We start from the raw sequence: 18,145 nt of genomic DNA, 5'->3' as shown, positions 1-18,145 counted from the left end.
TAACTTCATAATAGCCGCCTCTTCCATTGGGTAGCCTGTTGGTATTGGTTACCCAATCATAGGTTTGGATGGAGGATATTTTTTTGCCATCTTTAAAAAAGCGACCTTAGGCAAAGTGTCATTTACAATTAAGTCTAAATAGTTGCCATTGAGTTTATAAGCTGCTTTTGGAAGCTTGTTGTGCTGAAAAGCCTGCCACTGCATCTTATTATCAAAATCCAGGGTTGAATAATAAGTGTCGAACCACTTATTATAATTAAGTAAGCTATCGTTAAATTCATCATGGAAAAATAGTACCATTCCCTTAGGTACTGCTGCAGAACTGGGTATGTCCAATAGCTTCGCTTCACCTGGCATGAGTTGCCAACTCGTGTCAGTATAAACATTTTTAGTAAATAAAATCTTTTCGACCTGATTATTATTGGTTTTGGCCTTTATAGAAAGTGCATAATGCCTGCCAGGCTGTACTGGATGGATATAGAAACCATGGCTCTTGGCACTAACGACCTGTGATCTGGTCTCATGGCTTGTTTTATCTGTCCAATCAAGCTCAAAATAATCTGATCCTTCGGGTAATTGGTCTTGCTGCCAACTCAGTTTAATCCAGGATCTAGTACTAATTGTCTGAAAAATAGTCGAGTAATTTTTAAAAGTACGTAAATTGGGTGGTTGCTTTTGAGAAGTATTGTTTTTTGTTGTAACGTTTTTGCTGGGACCGCAGCCTGTATTAAACAGTATTATTGTACAAAGCACCAGTTGAGACACTTTGATGCTTAAACACTTTGAAATATTAAAAATCATATATTTTATTTAAGGTCAAATCCAGAAATTGGGCTAGAATAGGGGTTACAATTTTATTTTCGTAAATATTTTAATTAAGTTTCATGATACCCGATCAGGGGAATTGTTAAAAACCATTCCCCTGATCGGGTTACTCATATTTCTGTAATAAAAAGCTATTTATAATCAGGATTTTGTTTAATCACCCCGCCACTTTGTGCCACTACTGACCTTGGCAGTGGCATTAGTAGTTTACTCGCGTCACTATGTGTGGACCCATCATCGGTGGCTCTTTTCAGATAAAGACCCCAACGAATTAGATCATCCCTGCGCCAGCCTTCCCCCAGAGTTCAAAGAGCCGCTCATTTTGAATCGCCTTAAGAAAGCTGTCGTGATTGAGGTTTTTGAGCGGTGTGAGGCCGGCTCTTTCCCGAACCTGATTTATGCAATCATAGGCTTCGCTGTTAGGTGCTCCCTGGGCTTCATTAATACTTTCTGCAAGCATGAGTAAAACATCCGCATATCTGAATATAGGAAAATCAATACCGCTGTTTTGAGAATTAGCTCTTGAAGGGTCTGGACCAAATTTCATCGGAACGGCACCCGGATCGCCTGCAGCTTTTGCATCCTTATAAATGATATTGCCGTTTGCATCTTTTCCAATAGGATATTTTTCCAGTAATACTTTGAGCCGTTTGTCGCTTGGATTAAATTTGTCATAGGTTTTCCATGGCATTTTATAGCCACCCCAGGCAGTTAACGGGATACCACTCGGGTCCTGATAATCTGGAGGCAATGACATAGCCAACCAATAATTAGCGTAAGAATCCCCACCTGTAGGGGAGCAAACAACAGACAGGATTACTTCTGGATTGGCGCCTCCCTTATTGTTGATATTAAAGTTATCCTCATAGTTCTCGCATAGGCTGTAACCCAATGTCTTTAATTGCTGGCCCACAGCAACGGCTTTTGCCCAGTCTTTTTCATGCATATAAAGCTTCATAAGACCGGTAAGGGCTGCTGCTTTACTGAAACGGCCATAATCCTGACCCGTGAACCGATTTGGCAGTATAGCGGCTGCCTGCTGAAAATCCTTCTCTATTTGTGCCACCACTACCTGTTTATCTGGTCGCGGCTCATAAGGAGCATCTGGATTACTGGCATCCTCAGCATCCGTTTTAATGGTAAAGGGGCCGTAATAAAAATACAGTTGTTCTGCATATTCTGCGCGTAATCCTTGCAGTTCACCGATGTACCGGTTAAGCAGGCTATCTTTTCCATCAACATTCAGGGCCGCTATTTTAGCCAGATCCACTGTTATGATCGAAATATATGGTGTGTATTTGGTGAAATTATGGGTGACCCAATCAAAATCAGGAGTGAAGTTTAGACTTTGCATATTGGCCCAATCACCACCCCAGGCACAAATCCCTTCATCAGTAGTCATCATCGCTTGGGTTCGATAGGAATAAGTTCCCGCATCCCAACCTCCATTATAGTCCCCGCCACCTGCAAGACCGGTATAAGCTGCATTAACCAGTGCGACTGCACCTTGTTTGGTATTAACAACACTGGAAAGGTCACCATATGGTTTAAATGTAAGGTCTTTGGTGCAACCAGGAGCCAAAAGAGTGGCCGCCAGGCAGGCTGCGGCTATTGCAGCTATACCTAATGATTGCTTATTGGATAAAATATTCATGATAAGTTTAGTTAAGATTAAAAAGTACAGTTTACAGCGAAGACATAGCTTTTTACCAATGGGTAATAATTTCCTGCATTCAGTTCTGGGTCCAGACCTGGATAATCCGTAATCGTAAATAGATTCTGAGCGTCTATGGATACGCGGATATTGGAAAATACCTTTTGGCCAGAAAGTAATTTTGCCGGGAGGCTATAACCCAACATCAGGCTTTTACAACGTAAATAAGAACTGTTTATCCACCAATAACCCGCGCTGTTCTGATATTGCGCATAGGAACCATCAACGAGTGTGGTCGGTATATTACTTTCTGTATGCTGACTACTCCAGGGTTCAGCAGCACCGACCATTGCGTTCCATCCATGGGCATTCATTTGTGTTTCCAGCACTCGGGCGCCATTTAATGGCGACCAGTTGTGTTGAACCATACCTGAAAGGAAGATATTCAAATCAAATCCTTTGAAGGTAAATTTATTGCCGAGGCCAAAACTGTATTTTGGATCTGCATTACCCAGCAAAATATGATCTGCGGCAGAAATACTGCCATCAGGACCGGTTAGATTACCCTTCTCATCATAACCTGCTTTGTCTACTATAATTAGTCCTCCGGGAAGCATGCCTGGCATCCATGCAGGCGCAGTTCCAAAGGTGCCCTTGAATATGCCCGAGGACTGGTAGCCATACACCGGCTTATATGGCGCATTTTTACCGGTAGCTATCTCATATTTGGGCAGCGTTTTCAGATCCATATCTGCTCTTTCCAACCAATAATTTAAATAATGGGAAAAATTAAGCGTCGTGGACCAACTCAGTTCATTATTTTTGGAGACCAGGTTTTTACTCTCCAGGCTGAGTTCGTAACCGGTAGATCTTGTTTTGCCATCGTTAATATATACACCATTAATAATAAAACCCACTGGGTAGGCTACATATTTGAGTAGATTCCTATTAGTGGTGCTGTAATAATCGAATGAACCGGTAATTCTATTGCCCCACACGCCGAAATCAATACCTGCATTTATCCCTGCTCTTGTTTCCCAGGAAAGATTTGGATTGGCCGCCTGTGTAAGAGAAATACCGGTATTTACCTGGCCATCTCCAAAATAAGGACTTTGTGCGGAGCCATATAGGTTAAAGGCGGAGCCCAACGTGAGTGGATTGCCGGTTTCGCCGTATCCAGCTCTAAATTTAAGATAGTTGACTGCAGCAATTGATTTAAAGAAATTTTCGTTTGAGATTACCCATCCGGCTGAAACGCCAGGGAAATAACCCCATTTTTTCCCTTCAGCAAAGGTGGAAAATCCATCTCTTCTAATGGAAGCCTGAACCGTAATATTGCCTTTGTAGGTGTAAATGGCTCTGGCTACAACAGAAGAAGATACGAGTTCGGCCTGTTTGGAAGAGCCAACGCTTGGTTTATCCGCCTGGCCCATTGCTAAATTATAATATTTGACAATGTCAGATATGAAATTTTGATTGGCAGCTGAAAGATAATCGCCACCTCCAGATTCATAATCATAAGCCACCACGGCATTTAAATGGTGCCTAGGTGCAATATCCCTATTGTAATTCAAGCTATAGATCATGGTTTTTTGATAAGCTCTGGTCTCATCAATACTGGCCTCGCCATTTACCTGACTGCCAAAAAGAAAAGTAGTCGGCAAATACGCGGAAGTTCTGGAAGTAGACCAATCATAACTAAACTGTGCTTTGGCTGTCAAACCAGCAACGACTTCCCACTGCCCATAAGCACTGCTTAGGATTCGATTATTGCCTGTGGTATTAGTCAATGTACTGTAAGAGAGAGGGTTGGGTATATTTGGATAATAGGGGCTAATGGGATAAGAGCCGTCTGCCGCCTGAAGTGGCAATATCGGCGCCCAATAGATAGCTGCCGTAATAATACCTCCATTCTCATTTGAGCCCCCTGTCAAGGTATTATTTGCAGTGGATCCAGATACTAAAACATTGGCACCTACCTTAATCTGATTGGATATATTATGATCCAAATTTAGTCTGCCATTATAGCGTTTGTAGTCCGATCCGATAATGACCCCTCTTTGATTAAAATAATTGGCGGATGCAAAATAGGTGGTTTTTAAATTGCCTCCAGACATGGATAAGTTATGTTGTTCTGTAAAGGCATTCCTGGTTATGGCATCCATCGCACTTTGACCATAATCCACTGCCTGTTCTATTTCGCTGCTGCTGTATATGGGTTTAAACTGGCTTAAAGCAGGATCCTTGATATCCGTCTGACCATAATATGGGGCTATTTTGTTATCTCTTAGCCAAATTTCCTCTGCGAGTGCATTTCTTTGCAGCATATAATCCTTGGCCCGTATACCGGGTACATTTTGTCAACCCTTTGAATGCCATAATTACCGCTATAGTTGATTAATGTTTTACCCTCTTTACCATGCTTGGTGGTAATCAGCACTACACCCGATCCGGCCCTGCTGCCATAAATGGAAGTAGAACTGGGATCTTTCAGAAATTCAATGGAGGCGATATCATTGGGATTAATAAAATTCAACGGGCTTTTGTCTGCACCTCCCGTACCGTATTTACCTGCACCAATTGTTCCTGTCAGACTAGGCTGTGCAGCACCATTATCGATAGGGACACCATCAACCACATACAGAATATCCGGCGCACTTGGCGATGGGTTACTTCTGATCTGGATTTTAGCATTAGCCCCGGGCTGGCCGGTGGCTTGTGTGATCTGGACGCCTGCAGCCTTACCCTGCAGTGCCTGGGCAATACTGGAACTGGTTGCTACATCCACATCCTCAGCTTTAACCGTTGCCACTGCGCCAGTTAAATCTTTTTTATTTACAGTGCCATAACCGATCACCACGATTTCTGAAAGATTATTTTCTTTTCTGATCAGTTGGATCACAAGGCTGGTTACACCTTTGAAAGTGATTGTCTTTGAAGCATAACCCAAATGTGATATGGTTAGTCTGTCGCCTTTATTTAAATTGAGTTTAAATATCCCCAGTTCACTACTAACCGTTCCTTTGCCGGTCCCTTCAATAGTAATACTAGCACCACTGATTGGTGTGCCGTTCTCATCGGTGACCTTGCCAGTAACCTCAATGGGGGCTACCTGGACCACCACAGAAGAAGTTACTGTTTTATTTTCATCCTTTCTGATGATAATCACCTTGTCCTCAATATAAAAGGAGAGCGGCTGGTTTTTTAATATCTGCCCTAATGCTGTTTTCAAGTCTACATTATTTAGGTCGACGCTAACAGGATGTGCCGCCTTCAGGTCTTCTGTTACCAGAAAATAATTAAAGCCGGTCTGGGCTTTTATTTTTTCAAGTATGTTATGTATGGAACTGTTTTTAGCCTTAATACTCACCTTTTGTCCACTGGCTGCAACAGCCAGATTGACAAAAAGCGCCAGGCAACTGATAGGGATAATACGCATAATAAGAACTTTTTTGGCCAGCAGATAAAATCTTCCGCGGCCATTTTTGTCGGGAGGCAAAAAAAGCATAATTTTAAATTGTAAGGTGAATAATCAATTTCTGTTCTGTTTTTCTAAAGTAAAATGACGAACGAGTTGAATTAGAGCGCATTACATTTTGTGAGGCGTCTGAAGTGTTCGTACCACTTCAGGCGTCTTTATTGTCTATCAAACGTAAGCGTCCATGGAATTTAAATTGCAAAATCATGAGTAAGTCAAACGCGATTCAGGCGTTTATTTTTTTTACTCCTTTTTAAGTCGGAAATAGTCTGTTTACTAGCATAATAGGACCTGTTTAGCGTTAAATAATAAAATGTTTAAGTTCAATAATTTATCGGGAATTAATCCTGCCATAATCTAAGAGAATTCAAGCACCTCTGTCCTGTTTTAAGGTGCGCTGACATGAATGGTATTTCCCACTGTTTTAAATTCAAATAAGCCAGTTTTTTCAATAATATTCAAGACTTTAGAGACGCGCTCAAATCTACTCATTGAACCTTCCATGCGGCTTTTAGGGATGGGTCCGTCATATACCACCTGTACCTTGTACCAGCGAGAGACCCTGCGCATAATGGCATAGATATCCTCACCTTCAAATTGGAAATAACCATTTTTCCAGGCAATTACCCCATCAGTGTCAATCCTTGTTACTTTGAGATCTCCACTTCCCATGTCTGCGTTACTTGAAGAGGCCTGCTGACCAGGTACTAAGCTTCGAGTTTTTGTTGTAATCTGACGACTTGCTGTGTTACGCACTTGAACAGCACCTTCCAGCAAGGTTGTTTTTGTAAAAGGATCATCTTTATAGGCACTTACATTAAAAGCGGTACCTATATCTTCAATAGTTTGATGAGCAGTCTGCACTGTAAAAGGTTGATTACTATTATGAACTACCTCAAAGTAAGCCTCCCCTTCTAATTTAACGGTTCTTGTTTTTAGGTGTGCAAAGCTTGCGGGAAATTCCAGGCTGGAGGCTGCATTGAGCCAAACTTTGGTGCCATCTGGCAATATCAATTTATATTGTTCTCCTGGAGCCGTTTGTAGTATGTTGTTTCCTGTTAAGGCGGCGCCGGCGTCTTTTTGATTGGTTTTATTTTGCTTTTCCTCCTTAGTTAAGGTTGCAAAATTGAGCGTACCTGCCTTATTTATTAACTGCATGCCGCCTTGTGTTGCAATTAATCCATTTTGAAGTGTATCTAGTATAATAGTCTGTCCTCCAGCTAATTTGAGGATGGCTCTGTTTTGTCCGGGCATCCCTATTTGAAAAGCTGGTTGTAAGGAGTCTGCAAGTTTTGCGGTTTGGTTCTCAAAGTCTTTATGATCAGTAAGCGTTCGGAGAGCCCACAAGCTAAGGCCTAATATGGCGATAATTGAACAAGCAATTTTGAGCTTCTTGAAAAACTGCTTATGATGACTAATGCGTTGTTGCTCGAGGTTGTCCGTTATGGAGGAAGACGTTTCAGATTCTTTTTCTTGTTGGAGTTTGTTTAAAAAATCTAAATACAGTCGTTGTTCAAAATCAGCATCAGCATGATCAAGCTGTTGCAAGAAGCGGGAGGCTTTTTGCTTGTCGAATGCGGTATTGGTATCCAGCCCGGCATACCAGGTGTCAATTTGCTGCAATTCTTCAGTATTGCAGGTGCCCTGTTGGTATTTTGTCAGAAGTGTAATAAGCGTTGACTGATCCATGGATAGAATTTAATTAATCGACTCATGATTGCCGGTATAGGTAAGGACGAGATTATTTGGAGTAACCGTTATTTAAACGGAAGAAAATTTTTATTTTTTTTCTAAGGAAAATACTATTTACTTTTGGTTAACAATAAAACAACTAACCATTCGCAAGGAAGATTACATATTATTAAATGATTTTGAATTAATTAGCCACTGGAATAGGGGGCAGGAAGCAGCGTTTGCTGTTTTTTATAAAAGGCATGTAAAAGCGCTTGTTCGAGTGGCCTTTCTCAAAACAGGTAATCCCACTGTTGCGGAAGAAATCGCCCAAGATACAATGCTATCATTTTATCAAAAGCGAGGTACGCCGTTTTTAAATCCATTGGGATATGTGAATATGATTTTAAAAAATAAGGTGATCGATTATTACCGAAAAGTTGCTACCCAGGTTTTTGTTGAAGATATTGACACCCTGCAGAATCAAATTAATGCAAGAAATCCTGAAACAGAATTAATTGCGAAAGAGCAGGATTGGTTGCTCAGTGAGGCAATTGAGCAATTGCCAAAGAAGTGTGGAGAAGTTTTTAAACTTAGACGAATAGAGGATTTATCTAACAAAGAAGTAGCGATTAAACTGGGACTCTCTGTTAATACTGTGGAACAACATATGCGTAGAGCGATACGGCTGTTATCCAGGATGGGGCTTTTGCTATTGGTCTATTGGCTTGTATAGTTTAAGAGGATGCAACAAAAGTGACTCCTTTTTGTAGAAGGGTATGCTATAAATAGCTTAGACAATATGTGGTTTTATTTTTCGCCTGAACAGGTGACAGGCTTATTCTCTTTTTATATGCTTTGGGATATTTTTATAGTAAAGATCAAACTCAAAATTGATTTTACATTCTATGATATAGTAATCGAGTAGAAGAGGATAATAGGGATGAAGTGTGCGCAGGCTTTTGTTGAACGATTGCCTTTATTAAAACTTATAAATGCCAAATACTCATTGGTAAATGGAAACGTTCATTAAAAGGATTTGCTAATCGTGGCTCGCATATTTATATAATCCAGATATGAACTATCATTACCAGCTTCTAGGAGAATATCCTTAATCTTCATAGGTCTGTCTTTTGAAGTGTTCTCCCATGCGTAATCATGTGAAATATCTCTAATTTCTTGCCAAGACAATTTACCATATATCTCGACATTTGAGGTTAAAATTTCAATATCTGTTTTAGATAATGTTTTTAAATTTGGTTCCAATATCGGATTTATAATATTCCAACTTGTAACTTCGAAAAATGTAGCAAAATTTCCCTTGTCCTTAAAATATCCATCTCCTCTGACTGATTTAAAAATATCATATAAATTGGTAGGTACCGGACCATCTTGCATAGCAATATAGGTATCCCCTGTAATTGAGCGTCCATATTTTGATAAATGCTCCCTGTCAGAAAAATAAAGTATTTTAAAGGTTTTATGAAAATCGCATGTTTTTATTTTTCCGGCAATAAATAGGACTGCATTAATCGATTTGTTTTTATTAAAATGGTTTATTGTATTCATATGGACCATCCCTTTTATTTTAGATATGAGGATGTGCTCTATTATTTCTATATCAAAGATAATAATCATTTTTGATTTAGCGGCTAAGTTTCTGTGTTCCTATTTACTTAAATTGGGGCTATTAATTTGGTTTTAGTTCTATGGGATATTCTTATCTAGCAGTGTCCAAATTTTTAAAAGGTCATAATTTCTATTTAGCTTTTTATTCCATTTTACAATTTTGGTCAGACGCTTGATTTAACCAATCTTAAAATAAAATTTACATTCCTGTTTTAGACTGAAAGCCTGGCTGCTTACCTATAACCAATGGTAAATTAATTCATCTCCAATTTTTTGTTGTTAACATAACATATTGATTTTAGGGTGCTAAATCCTCAGATTTGCCCTTTGCTCGTGATCTTCGTTAAGAAAAATTTGGCGATATGCGCAAGGGTGCTTTATATTTGTTAAAATAACAGAATAGACCAGTACAGAAATTATTCATTTTTTACCTAAAAATCATCAAAACCCAAGCGAATGAAACTTAAAAATTGTTTAGCTGTATTATGTTTTTGTTTAGCCCTAACTGTCTGTGGCTTCAGCACCGCTGAGGCGCAAACAGTCATCAAAGGCACAATCACCAGTAATACAGGCACACCACTGTCCGGTGTAAGCGTCCACCTAAATGGCAGTAATAAAGGAGTTATTGCCGATAGCACCGGGCATTACCAGATTCAGGTGGAGAAGGAAACAAAAAGCCTTGTTTTCTCTTTTGTCGGTTACCTGACAAAAGAAGTGGCCACAAATGGCCGCCAAATCATTGATGTTGTCTTAGAACCGGCCGAGGGAACAGCCCTAAATGAAGTGGTTGTTATTGGCTATGGTAAACGTCAAAAAGCCAATTTAACAGGGGCCGTCGCCACTGTTAGCGGCAAGGAACTGGAGAAATCCCCCGTCGCTAATCTCTCAAATGCCATTGCCGGGGCCGTACCAGGTATTATCGCCAATACACGCAGCGGCGAACCGGGAGCTGATGGTGCAAATATTCTGATCAGAGGAAAAGGCACACTTGGAAGTACTGCTCCATTAATCGTTATTGATGGCGTACCAGATCGGGAAGGAGGTTTTTCCAGACTCAATCCAGCAGATATTGCCTCCTTTACAGTTTTAAAAGACGCCACAGCTGCCATTTATGGAGCAAGAGCCGCGAATGGCGTCATCCTGATTACAACAAAAAGGGGCCAAGCCGGCAATTCTACATTGTCGTTCACGACCAATTGGGCTATGACACAGCCGACCAGGGTACCAAAGATGTTGAATTCCGCCCAGTACGCACAATCAGTTAATGAGTACAATGCATTATTAGGGCAACAACCAACTTACAGCCAGGAAGATATTCAAAAATACGCGGACGGTTCCGACCCTTTAGGGCATCCCAATACCAATTGGTGGAAATCCGTCATGAAAAACTGGTCTGATCAGCAAAACGAATTGATTTCACTTAGAGGCGGTTCAGACAAAATCAAATATTTTATTTCAGGACAGTACCTGAACCAAAACAGTATGTATAAAAGCGGAAAGGATTTCTATAAAAACCGCAATGTCCGGGCAAATATGGACATACAGGCCACAAAAAACTTTAAAATTGGCATTGATGTCCTGTACAGGAATGAATACAAAGAATCAGCTGGGTATGGAGGCCTGTTTTATGAATTTTGGAATGCCTATCCCTACCTGGTACCTGTTTATCCAAATGGCAAGGTCGGCGTAGGTATCGATGGAGGTCCAAATAACAGTCTAGTATATATTCTGGATAACCAGACCGGGCAGCAGACAGATAATTATGATTTTCTGCAAACAAAGACCAGCTTTAGTTGGGATCTTTCCACACTTACAAAGGGACTGCAATTAGACGGTTATTATGCCTATGATTTGTCCTATCACCAATATAAATTTTTTGACAAAACACCTCCGCCCGCTTATAGTTACAATGTCAACACCGGCAACTATGACGCTTATTCGGCTACAGGAACACCCTCACTTAACATCAACAATGATAAAACCCTGGACCGGTTATTTAACATTAAATTAGGGTGGGAGCGTCTGTTCGGAAAGCACCACCTGGAAGCCTTTGTCGCTTATGAACAGTCCCAGCGGGATTACACCTTGTTACAAGCTTCCAGAAAGGGCTTTCTAAGCAATACCATAGCCGAATTGTTTGCAGGCGGCACAGATGGCATTCTAAATAACTCCAGTACTGTACAAGCAGCCAGACAAAATTACATCAGCCGTCTTTCTTATAACTACGACAACAGATATCTAATTGACTATTCAATGCGCTATGACGGCTCCGCCAATTTTGCCCCAGGTAAAAGATTTGGCTTTTTCCCTTCCATTTCCGGGGCATGGCGCATCTCCAATGAAAAGTTTTTTCACTCAGGCTTTTTCAATGACTTAAAACTTCGCGCCTCTTGGGGTGAAACTGGTAATGACGCCGTAAGTGCCTTCCAGTATCTGCAAAATTATATTTTGGAATCAGGTCAGGATCCAAATAATAATATTTAGGGAGAGGCTATGAATACGGCAATGATGCTACTCAGGCACCTGGATTTTCACTGGGACCCACCCCCAATCTGGATATCACCTGGGAAAGAGCCAGTCAAACCAATATAGGTATCGATGCCACTATGCTAAATAATGCACTTTCAGTTAGCCTGGATATCTGGCAGGCCGCCAGAAAGGATATTCTGGGCCCACCGACTGCTGTTGTTCCTGATTATACTGGCATCACTTTGCCCGATGAGAATTATGGGAAAGTCAATAGCCATGGATTGGATTTTGATGCCCATTATAACAAAAGCGTAAACCAGGATTTCTCCTATTTTATTAGTGGGAACTTTACCTACGCTACCAATAAAATAAAATACATCGCCGAATCTGCGAATGTTCCTGATTATCAAAAAAGTACCGGTTATCCAATGGACTCCTGGTTTGTATATGAATCCGATGGATTATATCAGACACAGCAGGAAGTTGACAACTCACCTCATCCAGAGGGAAGTGGACCTGGCGATATAAAATACATTGATCAAAATGGAGACGGTGAGATCAATGATCTGGACAAAATTCGATTAACCAAGTCCAATACTCCCCAGATTTTATATGGACTTACCTTTGGCGGCAATTATAAAAACTTTGATTTTAGCGTTTTTTTCCAGGGCCAGGCAGCAGCCCAGGCCCTGCTCAGACCATCGGGTTTAAATATGGCTGAAGAGTTTTTTGTGGATAGATGGCAAAAACAAGGTGATAATAAATACCCAAGAACCTTCAATGGCCCCACCAGCAGAACCTTTGGTCCCAATACACTTCCATCGGATTTTTGGTTGAGAAATGATGGGTTCCTGCGCTTGAAAAATGTTGAAATCGGTTATAATTTTCCTAAAACGCTACTGGATAGGTTAAAATTACAAAGAGCCAGATTCTATATCAATGGTAACAACCTGCTGTCTATTGATGATTTTGGGCCTTCCTTCGATCCAGAAGCGCCCAGTGGTACCAGCACCGATGGTAGGTATTATCCACAACAACGCGTGATCAATTTTGGTTTAAACCTCACCTTTTAAAACGCTAAGTTTATGAAAACGATTATGAAAATAATTATAAATATGAAAGGAATAATAAAAAGAGTAATGACGACAAAAGTAAAAATTAAATTTAATTGTGTCGTCATTGCCAGCATGGTCTTAATAGGGGCCAGTTTAAACTCCTGTTCCAAAGTGCTAGATCTTACGCCACAGGATGCGATTTCTGAAGATGCAGTATGGACTGATCCGGCACTCACCCAGGTATTTGTAAATCAAATATATAGAGAATCTGTCTTGACTTTTAAAGACGCCGGATATAGTTGGGGTGCACAAACAGATGAACTATATAGTAATTTTAACTGGTGCAACGAAAACGAATATGTATTGGGACAGGCAACACCAGATAATCAATCCAGTTCCTTTCCGCTAAACTATAGCTCCACGATCAATTTCTGGAGTACATTATATAGTACCATCCAGAAAACCAATATCTTTTTTCAAAATATTGAAAAGGTAGACACAACAGGGGCTGCTGCTGATATCAGTAACATGAAAGGTGAAGTTCACTTTCTAAGGGCACTTTGTTATTTTGAACTGCTCAAAAGATTCGGTGGTGTGCCACTGATTACCAAAGTTTATACATCCGCAGATAAAACTTTTACGGAAGCAAGAGCCAGTTGGGATGAGACCAGGGATTATATCCTATCAGAAATTACCGCGGCAATAGCACTTTTACCTAAAGCGTACGCCAGCTCGTCAGATAACGGAAAAGCGACCATAGGCGCATGCCTGGCGCTAAAGTCCAGATTGTTATTATATGCAGCAAGTCCAGCCTATAACCCTACAAATGATAGGAGCCGTTGGCAGGCGGCTGCAGACGCTGCCAAAGCTGTCATTGATTTAGGGCAGTATGCGCTATATGGTGAGGCCAGTGACCAAAGTCTGAATAAGGTATTTTTAGATCCTTTTAATTCAGAAGTTATCTTTGCCCGTGTTTTTAGCGGCACCTCCTTTGAAGACCGCTATAACACTGTATTTAGAGACCTAAGCCAAATGGTTATAATGGCTATAGTGCCTATAATGTCCTGGAGCAAATGGTTGAAGCTTTCCAAATGAAAGACGGGACGGCTTTTAGTTGGCAAATCCCAGCTGAGGCCAAAGACCCTTATGCGAATCGTGATCCCAGATTCTATGCGGATGTACTCTATAATGGGGCTCCCTATAAAAACAGAACGGCGCAGTTTTATACCGGTGGGCTGGATTCAAAGACCAGTTCACTTTCTCCCTGGAATGCATCTAAAACAGGGTATACCATTCGCAAAATGATCGATGAAAGCTATGATTTCAATAACCAGGAATATAGCAAATGTCAATGGGTTGTATTCAGACTGGCTGAGATTTACTTAAATTATGCAGAAGCCTCAGCCGAACTAGGCAACACAGCCGACGCATTAAAATATGTAAACCTGATCCGAAAAAGAGCAGACATGCCGGATCTTACCGCCGCAAATCTGGTGGATAAGATCAGGCAGGAACGCAGAATTGAACTATGCTTTGAAGGACACCGGTATTTTGATTTGAGACGCTGGAATTTGGCTGAAACGGGTGCCGGTGACGCCCTGGGCATTCAAATTACGCCAACCTCTGCCGCCAATACATCCTTCACATACAAAACGCAAGTCATTGAGGACAGGGTCTGGAAGCCAGCTTTAACCCTGTATCCTATTCCAAGAAGCGAAATTCAGAAAAATCCAAATATCAAACAAAATCCAGGATATAAATAAAACCATTATTTTCCCCTGGCGCATTTTGAGTGTCAGGGGAAAATATAACAAGAGCCAACTAGCTCTTCCACTGAAATGGGTTATTTTTGTTTGGAGAGGCAACTGTGGAAGTAGGCAATGCCTAAAAGGACAACTCCTTTTATCGTTTAAATTTATAGAATATCAACGTGAGAAAAGAAGCACAGCAAAAAAAAGAGGCCATTTTAGATTATATAAGGCAACTGGCAGATGTACCGTCTTATTATAAGCACAATCAATTGGTGCAGGGTATTATCAATGCCATTGATGATAAAGTAATAGAAAAGGGTGAAAGGTTACCCTCCGTGAACACCATGATTGAGCAGTTGCACTTTTCCAGGGCAACTATTGTAAAGGGCATTGCTGAGCTTATCGACAGGGGCGTCATCGGCTCGCAAAAAAGATTGGGGTATTATGTATTGGGAGGCGAGGATGAAAAAATCCAAAGTATCGCGCTGGTGATGTACAACCTGGACACCTTTGAAGAACAGTTCTATCGTAATTTCAGGGCGCAGCTTTCAAAAAAATCAGGCTTGATGTCTTTTTCCATCACGGAAATATAGAAACCTTTGAAAAGATTACCGAACAGATTAAAGGAGGTTACGAAATGAATGTCATTGCCCCCATACCCCATTCAAAATCCAAGGCCTTACTAGAACAGATTCCCAGAAGTAAATTCTTAATGGTGGACAGGTATGAACAAATTGAAGGGCAGTTCAATCATATCACCCAGGAATTTAAAGATTCCACCTATAGAATCCTCTCAGAACTGGCGCCTCCGATCAAGAAATTTGAGGAGATTATCTTTTTCCATAATCCAGATTCTTTGGATCCCAAAGAAATGGTGGGCGCTTTTAAAAAGTTTCTGGTAGATTTTAAAATAAAAGGTCGGATTTTGAGTCAATACATACCTCATTCGGCAGAAAAAGGAAAAGTATATTTTACCTTGGATAACTTTTTACTTTGGGAAATCATGAAAGATGTCAAAGCAAAGAATCTCGCCTTTGGCAAAGACGTCGGCTTACTCTCCTCCAATGACGAACCCGCCAAAGAATTTATTGGCATTACGACATTTTCCACAGATTTTTCTGAAATGGGCACCCTTGCCGGCAAGGCGGCGCTTAGCCGGGAGAAAATAAGCCTAACCTTACCCATGGAACTAAAAAGGAGAATGACGCTTTAAAACGGCTGAAGATCCAAAAACAGCCCAGTACCTTATTGACGTTAGCATTTGGGGCGCCATTCAAAGTGCTACATTGCATGCGTAAGGAAGCGTTATATATAAGAAACTAAGAATTAAAATAGGGCGCTTTACGGGTCCATACCAAGTCCACAATACATAAGCGTCAGTAAGGAAACCCACGTATCAAATAAGCGTTGCATACAGAAGCTATCAATTAAATAATGACTATGAATTATACCAATAAGATGATCAAAAAAGAACCATTCAATTATAAGATAAACAAAATCGCCAGCCTCTTCATTATAACGCTGCTAACAGCAGGCATGATTAGTAGTGGTTATAGTCAGTCCGCCCGCTGGCAAATGGCCGCTAAGGTTCAGAAAACTGAAGCTTCCGGCAAAGTAGGCAGCGATACCCGAGCCATTGAATGGCTGGTTGCTGCTGGTGCTAAAACGGCGCAAACAAGACTGCAGCCACATACCGATCACCTGGAAATGAGTGGGAAATTTATTTCAGCGATCATTACCTATGGGATAGATAATAACCAACAAGTGGTTTTAAAAAGGGAACTTATTTTTCCGATGCTCAGAACCATTCCTAATTTAACAGGAGCCAGTCTAAAACAAACCTTCAATCGAGGGCTTTTGCCTGGCGCTACTGAAAATGGGCAGCCCTTAAATATATTGGCGGATAAATTTTCTTTTGATGGCGTGCTCTCCATCGAAGGACACACCAATGCAGGTTTGCAGTTGCATGTACAACTTTTGCCTTCTCCTGATAAAGCAGCTTATATAGAAGTCTATCAGTTGGCAAATCATTCAAGACAGCCCATTGCATTAAAATTAAAGGATATGGACAGTACCAGGGAGACGCCAGCGGCCAAAGGCGTATATGGTGCCTACAAAATAAGGAGCGTTTATTATTCACTAGGAGATAGTACGCAACTACTTCAACCAGGCACTTCTATTAAATTTTCAAGAGTAATCGCTGCCCGCAGGTCAGACAGAGATCCTTATCATTATGATGGCGAATTTGAACTGCAAAAAAGACAACGATTCCTCCGACAAATCAGCCAGAACCTACAGTTAGAAACGCCTAATGATACCATTAATCAAATGTTTGCCTTCGCAAAGATCCGGGCAGCAGAAAGTATTTTTGATACAAAGGGCGGTCTGATGCATGGACCTGGCGGAGGCGCTTATTATGCCGCCCTCTGGGCCAATGATGAGGCGGAATATGTAAGCCCGTTTTTTCCTTTTTTGGGCTTTGAGGAAGGAAATGCATCGGCCGTTAATTGTTATCGTCAGTTCGCCAGGTTTATGAACCCCGAAATGAAGCCCCTGCCCAGCTCAATTATCGCCGAAGGGGTGGATGTTTGGCAAGGGGCAGGAGATAGGGGCGACCAGGCCATGATTGCCTATGGTGCTTCCCGCTTTGCGCTGGCTTATGCCGATAGTGCCACAGCCAGGCGTATCTGGCCACTGATCAAATGGTGCTTTCGGTATTTAGAGGGAAAGGTGACCCAAGATGGGGTAATCGCTTCCAATTCAGATGAACTCGAAGGCCGGTTTCCTGCAGGCAAAGTCAATCTTTCCACTAATTGTCTGGCATACGGCGGTTATATAGACGCCGCCAAATTAGCTATTATACTAGGAGATCCTCGTCTTTCAAAAGACTACCTTCAGAAGGCGGCCGATTTAAAAAAGGCCATTGAGCAGTATTTTGGGCATGAAGTGGAAGGTTTTAATACCTACAGATATTTTGCAGGCAATACAAAACTGCGCTCCTGGATCTGTCTACCACTGGTAGTTGGTCTCAATGAAAGAAAAGATGCGACCATTAAAGCCTTGCTCTCACCCCTTCTTTGGAGCAAACAAGGCATACTTACCGCATCCGGCTCTACTACCTACTGGGACAGAGCCACCTTATATGCCTTTAGAGGACTTTTTGACGCCGGTGAAACGGATACTTGTTATAAGTATTTTAGTTACTATTCAACTATGCGTTTACTGGGTGAGCATGTACCTTACGCAGTGGAGGCCTGGCCGGAAGGCGACCAAAGACAGCTGTCTGCAGAGAGTGGCTTGTACTGCAGGGCGGTCACAGAAGGCTTGTTTGGCTTGCAGCCTATGAGCTTTAATACATTTACCCTGCAACCCAGATTGCCCAAAGGCTGGAATGAGATGCGGTTAAATCATGTCATGGCCTTCCGTCATGATTTTAATATACAGGTCCAAAGAATACAAAAAACGAGAAATAATGAGACAAATGCACTTAGCGTCACTGTTACCATAAAAGGTAGGACCGTATTTGAGAAAAATTGGGACGGCAAAGCACCTTTATTGGTTGCCCTCCCTAAATAATAAAGCAAGTAAATAATCATCGCCAGGCACCATAATG

14 protein-coding genes are annotated in these 18,145 nt (G+C 41.3%); 8 read left to right on the top strand and 6 right to left on the bottom strand.

All coding sequences use genetic code 11. The annotated features are described in order from the left end of the window. Nucleotides 1-48: 48 nt before the first annotated feature. The 5 genes from FSB73_RS22895 to FSB73_RS22875 all read right to left on the bottom strand — a co-directional run bounded on the left by FSB73_RS22895 (nucleotide 49) and on the right by FSB73_RS22875 (nucleotide 7,646). Nucleotides 49-801, bottom strand: a complete 753-nt coding sequence (locus FSB73_RS22895; RefSeq protein ID WP_146787778.1) for a hypothetical protein — start codon at nucleotides 799-801, stop codon at nucleotides 49-51. Between the two features lie 295 nt (nucleotides 802-1,096). Next, nucleotides 1,097-2,479 carry a RagB/SusD family nutrient uptake outer membrane protein gene (locus FSB73_RS22890; protein WP_225974308.1) on the bottom strand — a complete coding sequence of 461 codons (1,383 nt, stop codon included), beginning with the start codon at nucleotides 2,477-2,479 and terminating at the stop codon, nucleotides 1,097-1,099. A 17-nt stretch (nucleotides 2,480-2,496) separates the two neighbouring features. Continuing rightward, a complete protein-coding gene (locus FSB73_RS22885; RefSeq protein ID WP_146787774.1) occupies nucleotides 2,497-4,806 on the bottom strand; it encodes a SusC/RagA family TonB-linked outer membrane protein in 2,310 nt (769 codons plus the stop codon). Next, nucleotides 4,767-5,918 (bottom strand): SusC/RagA family TonB-linked outer membrane protein, encoded by a 1,152-nt coding sequence (locus FSB73_RS22880; protein WP_158639687.1) that lies wholly within the window; start codon nucleotides 5,916-5,918, stop codon nucleotides 4,767-4,769. The genes FSB73_RS22885 and FSB73_RS22880 overlap by 40 nt, the downstream gene beginning before the upstream one ends. A gap of 426 nt (nucleotides 5,919-6,344) precedes the next feature. Beyond that, nucleotides 6,345-7,646, bottom strand: a complete 1,302-nt coding sequence (locus tag FSB73_RS22875; protein WP_146787766.1) for a FecR family protein — start codon at nucleotides 7,644-7,646, stop codon at nucleotides 6,345-6,347. Between the two features lie 115 nt (nucleotides 7,647-7,761). Here FSB73_RS22875 and FSB73_RS22870 point away from each other — a divergent pair, with 115 nt between their 5' ends. Then, a complete protein-coding gene (locus tag FSB73_RS22870; protein WP_146787763.1) occupies nucleotides 7,762-8,364 on the top strand; it encodes an RNA polymerase sigma factor in 603 nt (200 codons plus the stop codon). A 293-nt stretch (nucleotides 8,365-8,657) separates the two neighbouring features. Here FSB73_RS22870 and FSB73_RS22865 read toward each other — a convergent pair whose 3' ends face one another. Further along, entirely contained in the window at nucleotides 8,658-9,197 is a 540-nt protein-coding gene (locus FSB73_RS22865; RefSeq protein ID WP_158639686.1) for a Panacea domain-containing protein, read from the bottom strand. A 516-nt stretch (nucleotides 9,198-9,713) separates the two neighbouring features. Here FSB73_RS22865 and FSB73_RS22860 point away from each other — a divergent pair. From FSB73_RS22860 to FSB73_RS22830, 7 genes are all read left to right on the top strand, one after another. Continuing rightward, complete coding sequence (locus tag FSB73_RS22860) at nucleotides 9,714-11,741, top strand: SusC/RagA family TonB-linked outer membrane protein (protein ID WP_146787757.1); 2,028 nt, start codon at nucleotides 9,714-9,716, stop codon at nucleotides 11,739-11,741. A 122-nt stretch (nucleotides 11,742-11,863) separates the two neighbouring features. After that, entirely contained in the window at nucleotides 11,864-12,799 is a 936-nt protein-coding gene (locus FSB73_RS22855; protein WP_394344815.1) for a SusC/RagA family TonB-linked outer membrane protein, read from the top strand. Between the two features lie 12 nt (nucleotides 12,800-12,811). After that, a complete protein-coding gene (locus tag FSB73_RS22850; RefSeq protein WP_146787751.1) occupies nucleotides 12,812-13,876 on the top strand; it encodes a RagB/SusD family nutrient uptake outer membrane protein in 1,065 nt (354 codons plus the stop codon). Next, on the top strand, nucleotides 13,873-14,544 hold the full coding sequence (locus tag FSB73_RS22845; RefSeq protein ID WP_262712431.1) for a RagB/SusD family nutrient uptake outer membrane protein: 672 nt from the start codon (nucleotides 13,873-13,875) through the stop codon (nucleotides 14,542-14,544). Before FSB73_RS22850 ends, FSB73_RS22845 begins: the two co-directional genes overlap by 4 nt. A gap of 167 nt (nucleotides 14,545-14,711) precedes the next feature. Then, nucleotides 14,712-15,125, top strand: coding sequence for a GntR family transcriptional regulator (locus tag FSB73_RS22840; protein WP_158639685.1), 414 nt, complete (start codon nucleotides 14,712-14,714; stop codon nucleotides 15,123-15,125). 44 nt (nucleotides 15,126-15,169) lie between these two features. Then, entirely contained in the window at nucleotides 15,170-15,745 is a 576-nt protein-coding gene (locus FSB73_RS22835) for a type 1 periplasmic-binding domain-containing protein (protein WP_146787740.1), read from the top strand. A 227-nt stretch (nucleotides 15,746-15,972) separates the two neighbouring features. Then, nucleotides 15,973-18,108: a glucosidase family protein gene (locus tag FSB73_RS22830; protein ID WP_146787736.1), complete on the top strand. Its 2,136-nt coding sequence runs from the start codon at nucleotides 15,973-15,975 to the stop codon at nucleotides 18,106-18,108. The last annotated feature ends 37 nt before the right edge of the window (nucleotides 18,109-18,145 follow it).

It is taken from the genome of Arachidicoccus ginsenosidivorans (genome assembly GCF_007971385.1).
In the GTDB taxonomy this organism is placed as follows: Bacteria; Bacteroidota; Bacteroidia; order Chitinophagales; family Chitinophagaceae; genus Arachidicoccus; species Arachidicoccus ginsenosidivorans.
The sequence above is the reverse complement of the archived record's forward strand: the minus strand, read 5'-3'. Positions and strand labels throughout refer to the sequence as shown.